Annotated in this window: 8 protein-coding genes; 6 read left to right on the top strand and 2 right to left on the bottom strand. The window is 54.6% G+C overall.

All coding sequences use genetic code 11. The annotated features are described in order from the left end of the window. Nucleotides 1-9 precede the first annotated feature (9 nt). The 3 genes from ACTG2J_RS12205 (at nt 10) to ACTG2J_RS12195 (ending at nt 6,242) form a co-directional block, all read left to right on the top strand. On the top strand, nt 10-3,666 hold the full coding sequence (locus tag ACTG2J_RS12205; protein ID WP_439997528.1) for a YobI family P-loop NTPase: 3,657 nt from the start codon (nt 10-12) through the stop codon (nt 3,664-3,666). Nucleotides 3,667-3,946: 280 nt separating this feature from the next. Next, nucleotides 3,947-5,326, top strand: coding sequence for a leucine-rich repeat-containing protein kinase family protein (locus ACTG2J_RS12200; RefSeq protein ID WP_439988566.1), 1,380 nt, complete (start codon nt 3,947-3,949; stop codon nt 5,324-5,326). A gap of 268 nt (nt 5,327-5,594) precedes the next feature. Continuing rightward, a complete protein-coding gene (locus tag ACTG2J_RS12195) occupies nt 5,595-6,242 on the top strand; it encodes a thiopurine S-methyltransferase (RefSeq protein WP_439997913.1) in 648 nt (215 codons plus the stop codon). Nucleotides 6,243-6,571: 329 nt separating this feature from the next. Here ACTG2J_RS12195 and ACTG2J_RS12190 read toward each other — a convergent pair whose 3' ends face one another. Then, a complete protein-coding gene (locus tag ACTG2J_RS12190) occupies nt 6,572-9,358 on the bottom strand; it encodes an insulinase family protein (protein WP_439988567.1) in 2,787 nt (928 codons plus the stop codon). Between the two features lie 162 nt (nt 9,359-9,520). Between ACTG2J_RS12190 and sixA the strand changes: the two genes are divergently transcribed. The 3 genes from sixA to ACTG2J_RS12175 all read left to right on the top strand — a co-directional run bounded on the left by sixA (nt 9,521) and on the right by ACTG2J_RS12175 (nt 11,410). Then, nucleotides 9,521-9,988 carry a phosphohistidine phosphatase SixA gene (sixA, locus tag ACTG2J_RS12185; RefSeq protein ID WP_005351311.1) on the top strand — a complete coding sequence of 156 codons (468 nt, stop codon included), beginning with the start codon at nt 9,521-9,523 and terminating at the stop codon, nt 9,986-9,988. A gap of 133 nt (nt 9,989-10,121) precedes the next feature. After that, nucleotides 10,122-10,328 carry a DUF1107 domain-containing protein gene (locus tag ACTG2J_RS12180; protein WP_005336998.1) on the top strand — a complete coding sequence of 69 codons (207 nt, stop codon included), beginning with the start codon at nt 10,122-10,124 and terminating at the stop codon, nt 10,326-10,328. Between the two features lie 164 nt (nt 10,329-10,492). After that, nucleotides 10,493-11,410, top strand: a complete 918-nt coding sequence (locus ACTG2J_RS12175) for a DMT family transporter (protein ID WP_075115921.1) — start codon at nt 10,493-10,495, stop codon at nt 11,408-11,410. 103 nt (nt 11,411-11,513) lie between these two features. Here the strand turns inward: ACTG2J_RS12175 and ACTG2J_RS12170 are convergent, their stop codons facing one another. Next, complete coding sequence (locus ACTG2J_RS12170; RefSeq protein ID WP_439988568.1) at nt 11,514-13,130, bottom strand: peptide ABC transporter substrate-binding protein; 1,617 nt, start codon at nt 13,128-13,130, stop codon at nt 11,514-11,516. Nucleotides 13,131-13,261: the final 131 nt, after the last annotated feature.

The following is a 13,261-nucleotide window of genomic DNA, read 5'->3' as shown; positions in this document are numbered from 1 at the left end:
ATGTGCGACATGATGGTGTGCCAAAAAAATACTTCGTCTGAACCTTGGAATCTAGTACCTCTTACGCCCGAATACCTCGAGGCTGAACATGGTGAGTATGTTGCGGCAATTGAATCAGCTTTTGCTGACGAGCAAATCCGGAATATAGCCTTGTCTGGTAATTATGGGGTAGGTAAAAGTAGCATCCTGCGAGAGGTTGCTCGCAGACAGAAAGACCGAGTGGTTGAGCTATCGTTGTCGACCCTTGCTCCAATCGAAATGTCACAACTCGACGAATCTGTGCCAAAACAGGCAACTACCCAGACCAATCGTATCCAGCAGGAAATCGTCAAACAGTTACTCTACCGAGAAGAGCCAAGTAAAACGCCAGGTTCGCGGTTTCAACGTATTCAGCGCTTTCGATGGCCACGAGAAATTGGGATGGCGATAGTACTTGGATTTGTTTTTGCGATCATTTTCTTACTGACCGGATGGACAAATCAGATTATTGCCTCGCTGACAATGTTAAAAGGTGTCGGTGATTGGGCTCACGCTGGAGTTTTAGGGCTAGGTGCGGGGGCTGCGCTTCTGGTTCGCTGGTGGTTCTATGGGAAATTTCACATCAAGCAGTTTTCAGCTGCTTCGGCAACTGTGACTCTTGACGACCATTCTGTTTCATACTTTGATCAGTATCTTGATGAGATCGTCTACTTTTTTGAAGTGTCAGAACATGATGTTGTGATCTTCGAGGATATTGATCGCTTCAACGACTCATATATTTTCGAAACCCTCCGAGCGTTAAATACATTACTTAACACCGCACCTCAGATAAAAAACTCAATTCGTTTTATCTATGCCATTAAAGACAGCATCTTCGACCAGATTGGATTAGAAGCAGAAGGTCGAAAGCTTGAGATGGGTATAGTTACAACCGATGATCCTGCACTGGTTGAGTCCGCACGAGCAAACCGTACTAAATTCTTTGACATGGTTATTCCCGTTGTCCCATTTATCACTCACAGAAGTGCTCGCAATCTAGCAACACAACTGCTGGGGAAAATAGATCATGACGTAGCTCCTGCTCTGCTAGATTTAGCTGCACAATATGTCCCAGACATGCGATTGCTAAAAAACATTCGAAACGAGTTTATTGTTTTTCGTGGTCGGATTTTTTCGGGTGACGGTGAGCAGCTCCAGCTAAGTGAAACCGATCTTTTTGCGATGATGCTATACAAAAGTACTCATTTGACAGACTTCGAGTATATCCGGCTTGGCAAGAGTAATCTTGATATTCTTTACAAATATAGTCGCGAAATTGTAAATTCGAACATAACTAAACTTGATAAGAAATGTATAGAGTTACGTCAACAGCTCGCACGGCGAACTGGTGCTGAAAGACGCAACAATAAATTAGGTGAGAAGCTAATTGCACATGTAGAGCGGACGCTAGAATCAATCGGCACTCAGTGGAAAAATGGTTCTTTAAATTTTAAACAAGAAGCCTTGTCTAAGGATGAACTTAAGCAACCAAGTTTCTGGGCTAGTTTCGTCGCGGCAGATTCTAATACTGCTGTACTTCAATGGCACAGTAACAGTAATTATTACAATAAAACTTCACTGTCATTCACTCGTAATAATCTCGCAGGTGCTCTAGATGATCCTCTAGATGCTGAAAGTTGGAACGAAGAGGATCACAGATTTTTAACTGAACAGATTGAGGATAAGCAGCAAGATATAAGATTCTTGAGAACTGCTGAGCTTAATGAGTTAATTAAACGACCTGATTTTATTGTGATGTATGAGGGGGTTGAACAGCCCTTCGATACAATTGCGAAGTCTCTCCTGAAACCTGGTTTAGCTTATCAGCTTGTCTGCGCAGGATACCTCAACAGAAATTTCACTTTATATACGTCAACCTTTCATGGAGATCGAGTAAGTCCTGCAGCGACTAACTTTATCATTCATCATGTTGAAAGAGGCCTGATGGATGAGTATTTTGAATTATCTCCAGATGATGTTGATGCCGTCGTTCGTGAGCGAGGTCGAAGCTCACTGAAAGAATCCGCATTGTATAATATAGCCATCCTTGACCACCTTTTGGTGACTGATATCAATGGATCAGATATTATGGTTCGTTCCCTTGCGGAGCTTGGGAATAACCAGACGCGTTTTTTACAGTCATATCTCTCTGCAGGAACACAAAGCGCAGCCTTTATTAAGCAATTTACAGCTGTTTGCCCGAGGGTACTTGTTTATCTGATCACTCAAGTCGAATTGGAAGAAGGATTACGGTTGAAATTGGTCGATATGACACTGGCTAATCTTACATCATTAAAGCTTCGTGCTGATTCGGCGGTAGCTAAATATCTCTCAACATACTATTCAGAATTCATATCGTTGACTTCTGACTCTACTGAATCTGCCATAGCAGAGCGTATAGGTAATCTTTATGCTGATTCGAGTATCAAGGTGTTTAGCCTCAAGCATCTTGGCAAATCTGTTTGTTCATCATTTGTCTCACGTAATGTGTATGAGATCACTCATGAGAACCTCACTATTGCGATCAGCAACACAAATACAGTAGCACTTGATGTCATTCGTACAGCAAACAATACAACTTACGAGTATGTACTTGCGCATTTAGGTGCTTATTTAAAAAATACGAAAGGACTTACCACGACAATTGATGCAAATGAGCACTTCAACATAGTGATAGAAGATGTGCTTGGGCGAGAAGAATCTCTCCTTGGTGATGTGATCGAGCGTGCAGCGTCAAATTGTATAATCACAGATTTGAATGACGTGTCTGATACCGCGTGGCCTGCTTTGGCAGAGCATTTGCGTTTCCCTGCTACCTTTAATAATGTCAGTTGTTATTTCGATGTGTTTAATTCGATTGATTCACACTTGGCAAAGGTGCTGACTCATGCAGGATGTATCACCGAGAATAAAAAAAATGAAGATAAGATAAAGGAAAAATTAGCTGTCGCTGTACTGGAGGCGAAGGTAGATATCCCATCACCAATATTACGTGTAGAACTTGTCACAAGCTTGGATTTGGGCGAATTCCTAAATGTTGAGGATGTTGCACCGGAAGCTGGGGAATTATTCCCTCTGCTGCTAAAAAACAAAATTATTGCGGACGAGTTTGAAACTTACGCGTATCTTGCTACGTTGGATTGGTCGACGCGCCATCAATTTATTTGTGCATCGGAGAAATTTGTCAATTACATGTCGCCAGAGCTAGTGGGTACAGATTTGGCTAGGCTTTTGACCAGCAATGATATTGATTCAGTGATCAAAATGGTGATTATCGAGCAGTCTGTTGAATATGTAGAGGTGGGTGGTGCTCAGGGGCTTGAGGAGTTGGCTCAGTTTGCAGCTATCAATCGACATCAACTACCGTCGATAGTTTTGCATAAAATGGCACAGGCAGGTATTGATGCTCAATTGCTCGTACAGTTACTCGAACCTAATCTGGTATCAATCCCAACTGAACAGTTATTCAAAATTTTAACTTCAGTCGGTGGCGATTATGCGAAGCTAACTACGGTCGGATATGACAAACCTAGGATTCCAAATACATCAGCCGATCGTGCGCTGCTTGATCGTCTCAAACAAGATGGGATTGTCGGAAAATATGACGAACAGGGTGGGTTGATAAAAGTAAATAAGAGATACAAATAAGTAGGGTGCAATGAAATTGCACCTCTACTTTTGTTCCTCATACATTGCACAAAAGCCGCTCAGTAAACGGTGCAATGCGCTGCGCTTATTGCACCCTACTTCTCGTCGTCAATTCGCCGGGGTGGGGCGGCTGAGCGCCGAGCCTTGCCAAAGCAACAAAAGGGGCGATCTGCGCCCCGAATTCTTTATAATGCCCCCCTTTAAAATCGCCGGACCCGGGTTCGGCGCGCGCTGATGGTCGCTGTGCCATCAGGCAGATCATCAGGATTGAGAAACGGTTATGCATACTCTGGAACAGCTGCGCGCGGGTGAACTGTGCGGTGCCCGCCATTTGAAGCTCTCTGAAAATCTGACGGAGTTCCCCCACGAGATTTTGAGCCTGAAAGAGACGCTGGAGGTGCTGGATCTCACCGGCAACCAGCTAAGCACGCTGCCGGACGAGCTGGCCGGGTTTGGCAAACTGCGCATCATCTTCTGCTCCGAAAACCGCTTTACCGAGCTGCCCGAGGTGCTGGGGCGCTGCCCGGCGCTTACTATGGTGGGCTTTAAGGCCAACCAGATTGCCACCGTCTCGGCAAAAGCACTGCCCGCCGGTTTGCGCTGGCTGATCCTGACCGATAACGCAATTGAGCGGCTGCCCGATGAGTTGGGCCAGTGCGACGCCCTGCAAAAGCTGATGCTGGCGGGCAACCGCCTGCGCGAGCTGCCGGAAAGCCTTACCAACTGCCGCAAGCTGGAGCTGCTGCGCATCGCCGCCAACCGCATTGAGCGCTTCCCCGAGTGGTTGCTCTCGTTGCCGCGCCTTGCCTGGCTTGCCTACTCCGGCAACCCCTTTAGCGAGGGGGCGGAGGCGCGCGCCATCAGCGATGAGCAGGTTGCCACCCTGCCGTGGCAGCGCCTTGCGCTCGGCGAGCTGCTGGGGCAGGGGGCCTCTGGCGTTATTTATCGCGCGGCCATGCGCAGTGAGCCGCTGATGACTGAGCGTATGGCCGATGAGTCGAGCGATGCCATTGGCGCGAGTGAGGTTGCGGTCAAGATCTTCAAGGGGGCGGTGACCAGCGATGGCTTGCCCCAGTGCGAGATGGCGGCGTCGCTGGCGGCAGGCGCCCATCCCAACCTGATCCCCGTGCTGGGGCGGGTGGCCGCTCACCCCTCCGGTATGCCGGCGCTGGTGATGGCGCTGATCGACCCGGCCTTTGCCAATCTGGCGGGGCCGCCGAGTCTGGCCTCCTGCACTCGAGATGTCTATGACGACGGGCTGCGCTTTACCCTGGCCGAGGCGCTGACATTGGCTCTGGGGATTGCCTCGGTGGCGGGTCATCTGCACCAGGCCGGCATCATGCACGGGGATCTCTACGGCCACAATATCCTCTTTACCCGCGGGCCCTCTGCCCACGCCCTGCTCGGTGATTTTGGCGCCGCCTCCCTCTATGACCTGCATGATCGCGAGCTGGCACAGGGGCTGGAGCGACTGGAGGTGCGCGCCTTTGGCTGCCTGCTGGAGGAGCTGCTGGCACGCTGCGATGGCGATGTTGATGACGCGCAGCTTGCCGGTTTGCACCAGCTCACGGCGGCCTGCCTCTCTGAACTTCATGGCGAGCGGCCCGCTTTTGCCGAGATCGGCCGTCAGCTTGCGGCGGTGCGCAGCACGCTGTTGTGATCTTGCGGGCCTCTTCGGCCCGTTAAATCCTCCTCTTTTGCTCATTAATCATCACCAACCCATGCCGTTTTGGCATGGGTTTAAGCCCCTGTTTGCCTGCGGGAGAGGCCAGAGTGTCCCGCAGGCCATCACAGGAGAGGCGGTGAGGGGCCGCCCGATAAAAAGGGTGGGCAGAGGGTTGCGTGGTGTCGGTTAAGTTGTGATATTGAGGCATCTTTTAGTAAGCAATTTTTCGTAAGCAATTTTTCGTAAGCAATGGGGAATCATGATGGAAGCTGCGTTTTGGCATCAGCGTTGGGAAGAGAACCGAATTGGCTTTCATCAGGCAGATTTCAACCGCTGGCTGCAATCCTGGTGGTCGGCGCAGCAGCCGGATCAGCCGGTGCTGGTGCCCCTGTGCGGCAAGTCCCGCGACATGCTCTGGCTGAGCGGGCAGGGTCATCCGGTCGATGGCTTCGAGCTCTCCTCCGTCGCCATCGCCAGCTTTTTCAGTGAAAACCACCTGAAGGCGGCGGTGAGCGAGGTGGGCCCCTATCAGTGCCATCAGGTCGATAGCCTGCGCATCTTTGAGGGGGATTTCTTTGCCGCCCCCGAGCTTGGCCGTCGCTATCGGCTGGTCTATGACCGGGCGGCGCTGATCGCCCTGCCAACCGCCATGCGCCGCCAGTATGCGGCGCTGATGAGCCGGTTGGTGGAGGAGGGGGGCCAGATCTTGCTGGTGACCCTTGAATATCAGCCGGAGCAGCAGAGCCAGCCGCCCTTCTCGGTGGGCGAGATGGAGGTGCGGGCGCTGTTTGAACGGGACTTTCGGGTTGAGGTGCTGGGGCGGGCTGCCGAGGTGGATCACCCGCGGGTGCTCTCCGGTCAGCTCTCCTATTTTGACGAAGTGGCCTATCGCCTGATCCGCCGCGCCTGAGAGGCAGCTGGCGGGCGCCAAAGAGTGATCCGGCAGGGCAAATGAGTCGTCAGGTGGACTCTTCGCTACCTCCTTTGACGTAGATCAACGTGGTTTTCGGGGGGAGTGCCTAAGATGTGGCTGTTTCTCAATCACTGTTGGCATTGTACGGCGAGTTCAAGGGGTTTCCTGCTTGCCTGTCATCAACTCAGTGTCTGATTTTCACGCTCATGTTCACTTTTGGCGGCTTTGTCGCAATTGTTATGGTTTTTCCAGCCGACCCTCGTGGGTCGGCTTTTTATTGGCTGCGATTTGCCGTGGAAGGAAAAACGGGGAGATGCGAGGCCTGATCAGGCCTCGAAGGTGGCGGCATTGAGCCGGAAGGCCCGCGGGTCGTCGATAAACTGGCCGGTGATCCGCTCCTCGTGCTCGTGGCCCTGCCCGTAGCTGCAGAGGATCAGCCGATCGGAGGTGCGTGAACGCAGCTGGGTGATAAAGCGCACCAGATCGGCGCGCGTCAGCTTGCCGACCTCCTCGCAGACCCGTTCCCGTTGGTCGAACCCCAGATCCTTGTTGCCGATGCTGACCCACAGCCGCTGGCCGCGGCTGCGCAGATTGGCGTCGCGCTCGCTGAGCTGGGCCTGCAACCCGGCCTTGCTCTCCTGCCACTGCTGCTCGGTAAATTCGAGCATGGCCAGCGGGAAGAGGTCGATAAACTCCTCCACCGCATCGAGCAGATGCTGGGGCCCCGCCACCGGCGACTGGATATAGAAGATGAGACCCGGGTGGCGATTGAGCGGCAGGTTGCCAGCCCCCACCACATAACCGAGCTGCTGGCGGGTGCGCAGCTCGTGGAAGAAGGTGGAGGACATGATGTGGTTGGCCAGGGTAAAGCAGGCGAGATCCCGTGCCCGGGTGGTGCGGGACTGGTAGTAGACCAGGAGCGCCGAATCTTCGTGCTCGCAGCCCTGCTCGCGAATAAGGGTGCCCCTGTCCTGAATCGAGATAAGCGGGCGGCGGGTCTCGCCACTCGGTTTGCTGCTGGTGCCATTGATGTCGCTCAGGTGGCGCTCCATCAGGGCGGCCAGCTCCAGTGCTTCGGCGGCAGTCCAGTCGCCATGCACCAATGCCTCGACATGCACCTCGCCAAACAGCTGGGCCACGAAGCCGGGCATCTCCTCCAGCTCGACGGTGCGCAGGTGGCGCAGCAACTGCTCGAACGGCGGGTTGTTCGGTTGCAGCAAACTGGTGAGCTGGTTAAAGAGCTGGGAGATGGGGCGCGCCTTGGACTGGTTATCCCAGTTGCGAATGAGCTGCTCCTTGATCTCGGCGAAGCGACCCGGATCCGGATACCCCAGGGTGCGGTTGCCGAGGATCATGTCGAGCAACAGCGGCTGCTTGTCGGCAAAGCCGCTCAGGTTGATGGTAAAGCCCCCCTGATGGGCATAGATCTGGTAGCCAAGCCCCGCCAGCTCCGCCGGATAGGTGAGGGCATTGAGGTGGTCGGCCAAAAGCTCCACCGCTAGGCGCGCCATGGCGATGTGGCGCGGGCTTTTGACCGCGTGTTCGCTGTCGATGGAGATATAGAGATTTCCCTTGGGCACACTGAACAGGTGCTCATGGAGGTGCCAGAGGCGAAAGCCGGGGCGATCGATAAGACAGGCTGGCATCTCGGCGGCGATCTCCGGCGTGCGCGGATCGAGCCGGCTGCTGATAAAGGGGTTGGGTTTGGGCAGCGCCAGTGCCTTGTCCGGTTCGCTCTGCTGCCAGCGGATCTTCTCCGCCTCGGTGATGGTCGCCACGCTGTAGGGGGTCTGATACCAGCGGGCCAGCCGGTCGGTGGTTACCTCCGGCGCCGTGATGGTCATGCGCAGGTTGTGCGGGGTGAGTTTGGCGAGGAAGCGACGGATCAGCGCCTCGTCATACTCCCGCATCATGTAGTCACCGTGCAGCAGATCCTCCGGCTGGTAGCTAAAGAGGTTGAGCACCAGCCCCGAGACGGTATCGAGCGGGCGGCCGCGCTCCTGAAAACGGAACGCCGATTCGAGCACGGTGCGCTTCTCGTCGTAGCGCCAGGCCTCCAGCCCTGCACGGTCGATAAGCTTGAGGTAGCCAAACAGGAAGGCCACGATCTCGTCCACATGCTCAAGGCCCAAGGGGGTCAGGCCAAAGTTGACGCCAAAATCCTTGAAGTTGGCGCCGCTGATGCCACCACCTGCCGAGAGCTGGTTGACCCAGCCTTTCGCCTTGAGCAGGGAGAGCAGGCTGCCATCCCCCTCGTAGCCAATCAGATGGCTCAGGAAGGTGAGGGGCTTTTTGTCGTAAAACTCGTCCACATTGGGCAAGGGGAAGCTCAGCGACAGCTTGCGGGTCTCCTTGACCGGATTGATGTGGATGCGCACGCCGAGATCATCGAGCCGATAGAGCGGCATGGTGAGGGTCGGGGTTCCCAAATTGCGATTCAAAATGGGAGCAAAGTAGCGACAGCACCACTGCAACTGGGTATCGATGGATTCCGGCGAGATCATCACCAGCGCCATGCGATCCGCGCTGTAGTGGCTTTCGTAAAAACGGATAAGGTCGGAGCGCAGATCCCGTCCCGGCAGATCGGCCAGGGTATCAAGGTTGCCCACCGAGAACTTGGAGAAGGGGTGCGCCGGGTTGACCGTCTCTTTATGCACCTGATAGCTGCGGCGCATGTCGTCCTGCAGCTTGAGGCGATACTCGGAGTCGACCGCGTTGCGCTCCTTGTCCACCCACTCCGGATCAAAGGTGGGGCAGATAAAGAACTGGGAGAAGCGATCCAGCCCCGCTTCGAAGAAGCCGTTGTCGATCTCGAAGAAGAAGTTGGTGAACTCGGTGCCGGTCCAGGCGTTGTTGCTGCCGCCATGACGGCTCATAAATTGCTGGTACTCACCAGGCTTGGGGTAGGTGCAGGTGCCGAGAAACAGCATGTGCTCCAGAAAATGGGCCATTCCCTGCCGGTCGGCGGGATCGTCAAAATGGCCGGTATTGACCGCCAGCGAGGCGGCAGATTTGTCGGTGTCGGGATCACAAATCAACAAGACCCTGAGCCGGTTGGCCAGCTCCAGAAAATGGTATTGCCGATGGTCATTGGGACTGGCATATGGGCTCATTGGCGTGTGACTCACGTTGGATTTATTTGAATTTAAACATGATTATCGACCCCGCTATCCCGTCAGGCAAACCCTTTTCTGAGAGGTAGCGCAATTGTTTCCACTCCCGTGGCGGGGTAAGATTCCCCGGCTATCAAAACAGGCCCGTTGGGCGAGGTTGTAATGAAGATCTATATCATGCGTCATGGCCAGGCTGGCATGAATGCGAAAACAGATGAACAGCGTCCATTGACCGAGCAGGGTATTGAAGAGTCTATCCAGATGGCCCGCTGGCTGGCGCCTCAGCTGATTGGCCCGCTGGATCGGGTGATCCACAGCAACTATCTGCGGGCACGTCAGACCTGGCAAGCCATATGCAGTGAATTACCTGACGCAGCAGCCGTTGAAGAGAGTGGCGACATTACCCCTTACGGTGATCCCGCTTTCGTGGCCAGCTACCTCACCACTTTGGCGCAGCAACATGACCAGATCCTGATGGTCAGCCATCTGCCGCTGGTGGGTTATCTGGTGCAAAGCCTCTGCCCGGCCGCAGGAGCACCCATGTTCGCCACCTCGGGGATCGCTTGTATCGAGTGGCACGATGGCAAAGGAGCCTTGCTCTGGCTCGAAGGGCCGCATACAATAGGCTAAAAGTTAATAAAAAGTTATAGATTGAATTTTTTGGGAAGAGATGGGCGAGTTTTCCGGATTTTTATAAATACTTTACGGAATTAATTCGCAGAAGCTGCTGTCATACGGATACAACTGCAAGAGGTTGCAAACGATGAGAGTGTTCAAGAAGTACCTGCCACTGATGGTGGCAAAGCATGTCAAAACCTTCTTTAAAGGTCGGATTTACATCCATGGTCGGGGGCGGTTTGATTTCCAATCCGGTTTGTTGCTGATGCCGAATCCGGCGGATATTCCCCATCGCCAGACAGTCACCGAGGTCAACGAGCTGATCTCAAGACTGCACATGGATGCCGCGTGATGCGCTTCTGAACCTGTTTCTGCACTGATATGCCCGCACTTTTGCGGGCATATTTGTTTCTGGCGACTGGCGTTCACCATGTGGCTGTTCAGGCCCACACCTTTGTTTATCTCCCATCGCCCCCTATACTGGCCCGCTGTTGTCTCTTCGGTCTGGATCTTCTCATGCCCCTTGCCTTTCTGTTTCCCTTCTCCTGCATTGCCATCTGGGCTGGCAATGGCATCGTCAGCAAACTGGCGGTTGGCGTTTTGTCTCCTGCAGCCTTGGCCTGGTCGCGCTGGGTGGTGGCTGCGCTGGTATTAAGTCCGTTTCTGGCCCGTCGGGTATGGCGTGCGCGTGCCCGCATTCGTGCCGGCATTTGGCAGATCGCCATGCTGGCCTCGCTGGGCATGGTGCTCAACCAGACTTTTGGTTACTACGCGGCGCAAACCCTGGGAGCCACCGAGATGGGGTTGATGATGGGTCTGACGCCGCTGCTGACCGTGTTGTTCAGCATCTGGCTGCTGCGCGAGCGGCCCACCTGGGGCGCTGTACTGGGGGCGCTGCTTTCCATCCTTGGCTTGTCTATCTTGCTGGGGCAGGGGGATCCTACCCGGCTGTTCACCCAAGGCATTCATATTGGCTCTGTCTATATGCTGATTTCGGCGGGAACTTACGCCCTTTACAGCGTGCTGCTCAAGAAGTGGGATCTTGGGCTCGACAACTGGTCGTTGCTCTACGGTCAGGTGATCTGCAGTGTGGTGATCCTGACCCCCTTCTTTTTGCTGGTGGATGGCCAGTGGCCGGATGGTCGGGCCCTGTGGCTGATCCTCTATGCCGGTATCCCCACCTCGGCACTCTCGCCCTGGCTCTGGATGCAGGGCATCGCCCTGCTCGGCGCCAACCGTACCGCCATCTTTATGAACCTGCTGCCGGTGATGACGGCTGGCCTTGCCATCACCCTGCTGGGTGAGCGGCTGACCAGCTATCACCTGATCGGGGGCGGTCTGACCCTGCTGGGTGTCTTGCTGGCACAGTTGCTGGTGCGTCCGGTGGTGATGGGTCGTCGCCGGGTGGTGCTGGCACCCTGTCCCGAAGAGTAATCTTGCGCGAAAGCGTAGATGGGCCCAATGGCCTGCTTGGCCGCCAATGAAAAGCGCCTGCAGCAATGCAGGCGCTTTTTTATGGTTACATCTTCCTAGCTGGTTACTGGGCAACCAGATAGAGCTCCTTGCTGTAGACCACATCCTGCGGGTTAAGGTGGGGGTAGCCTTTCACGAAAGGCTTGAGCAACCTGGATTTGACCGAGAAATAGATAGGGGCGATGGGGGCATCCGCATCAATGAGCGCCTCTGCCTGTTGATACAGGGCATTGCGTTCAGCGGGATCCAGCGAGTCGTGGGCCTTGGCCAGCAGGGCGTCATACTCCTTGTTGAACCACTTGCCGCTGTTGGCACTGCTGCTGGAGGTCATTATGTCGAGGAAGGTGGAGGCATCGTTATAATCCCCGTTCCAGCCATAGCGGCTAACCCCGAAATCCCCCTCGTTGAGTGCCGAGACCATGGTCTTCCACTCCATGTTGTTGAGGGTGGCGGTGACCCCCAGGTTGTGTTTCCACATGGAGGAGACGGCCAGCGCAATCTTTTTGTGGCTCTCGTTGGTGTTGTAGAGAATGTCCACGGTGAGTGGCTTGTCCGGGCCATATCCCGCTTCGGCCAACAGCGTTTTGGCCTGCTTGATCCGCTCCTCTTTGCTTTGCTGCTGACTGGCCGGTTTTTTCAGGTCAAAGCCATCGACACTCGGTGGGGTCAGGCTGAAGGCGGGCAGTTGCCCTTGTCCCAGGATCTTGTCGGTGATGGTCTCCCGGTCGAGGGCCAGCGAGAGCGCCTTGCGCACTTTCGGATCATCGAACGGTTTGCGGTTCACGTTGAACACATAGTAATAGGTGGCGAGCATGGGGGCGCTGACCAGATCTTGCGGGCTCTGGCTCTTGATGTGCTTGTACTGCTCCAGCGGGTAGGTGGTGTAGTGCAGCTCGCCGGTGCGGTAGCGGTTGTAGGCGGCGGTTTCGGAGACGATCTCCAGATAGACCACCTTATTCAGGACGGTGTGCTGGTTGTCCCAGTAGTGGGTATTGCGCTCGGCACTCAGCCGTTCGTTGGGGGTCCACTCCTTGAGTACAAAGGCTCCGTTGGAGACGATATTGCCCGGTTTGACCCAATCCTTACCGAATTTTTCAATGGTGGCCTTGGGGGCCGGGAACGTGGTGTAGTGGGCCAGCATCTTCAGGAAGAAGGGGACCGGATTTTTCAGGGTTACCTGCAGGGTGTGGTCATCGAGCGCCTTAATCCCGAGCTCTGACGGGCTCTTCTTGCCCTGGATCACCTCGCTTGCATTGACCACACCGGTCAACTCGATAAACCAGGCGTAGTTGGAGGCGGTCTTGGGATCGGCTGCCCTTTGCCAGCCGTAGACATAATCGGCGGCAGTGACCGGTTCACCGTTAGACCATTTGGCCTCGGGCCTCAGCTTGAAGGTGTAGACGGTACCGGTTTTGTCGACCTCGTAACTGACGGCACCAGCTGGCTGGGTTTTGCCCTTGCCATCCAGTACATAGAGCCCTTCAAACAGATCGTTGACGATCTCGCTACCGGCACTCTCTTCCACCAGCTGGGGGTCGATGGTGGTGGGTTCGGTGCCGATATTGGTCACGTAGATTTGTTGGGCATCCGGCAGCAGCTTGGTACCGGCAGGCACCTGGGCAGCCCAGGCGGGAAGGGCAAACAGTCCGGCTACCATGCCGGCAATGAGAGTCTTGTTCATTGATAATCCTTGAGTTTTATTTGCTTCCAAAGCGAAATCAGTGTGCTGGATTGGCGATCGGATCTCAAGAGGCAATGGCTGAGGGAACGGCAGGCCCATCAGACTCCATTTTTAATGGCTCAAGGTCAGTC

Origin of the sequence: Aeromonas sp. 6P, assembly GCF_051919525.1 — a bacterium.
Taxonomy (GTDB): domain Bacteria; phylum Pseudomonadota; class Gammaproteobacteria; order Enterobacterales; family Aeromonadaceae; genus Aeromonas; species Aeromonas veronii.
The sequence above is the reverse complement of the archived record's forward strand: the minus strand, read 5'-3'. Positions and strand labels throughout refer to the sequence as shown.

What these genes read in the sequence shown, in the direction of transcription:
- ACTG2J_RS12205 (WP_439997528.1), top strand. Translation starts at nt 10, where the DNA reads ATGATGGTGTGCCAAAAAAATACTTCGTCTGAACCTTGGAATCTAGTA.
- ACTG2J_RS12200 (WP_439988566.1), top strand. Translation starts at nt 3,947, where the DNA reads ATGCATACTCTGGAACAGCTGCGCGCGGGTGAACTGTGCGGTGCCCGC.
- ACTG2J_RS12195 (WP_439997913.1), top strand. Translation starts at nt 5,595, where the DNA reads ATGGAAGCTGCGTTTTGGCATCAGCGTTGGGAAGAGAACCGAATTGGC.
- ACTG2J_RS12190 (WP_439988567.1), bottom strand. Translation starts at nt 9,358, where the DNA reads ATGAGCCCATATGCCAGTCCCAATGACCATCGGCAATACCATTTTCTG.
- sixA (WP_005351311.1), top strand. Translation starts at nt 9,521, where the DNA reads ATGAAGATCTATATCATGCGTCATGGCCAGGCTGGCATGAATGCGAAA.
- ACTG2J_RS12180 (WP_005336998.1), top strand. Translation starts at nt 10,122, where the DNA reads ATGAGAGTGTTCAAGAAGTACCTGCCACTGATGGTGGCAAAGCATGTC.
- ACTG2J_RS12175 (WP_075115921.1), top strand. Translation starts at nt 10,493, where the DNA reads ATGCCCCTTGCCTTTCTGTTTCCCTTCTCCTGCATTGCCATCTGGGCT.
- ACTG2J_RS12170 (WP_439988568.1), bottom strand. Translation starts at nt 13,130, where the DNA reads ATGAACAAGACTCTCATTGCCGGCATGGTAGCCGGACTGTTTGCCCTT.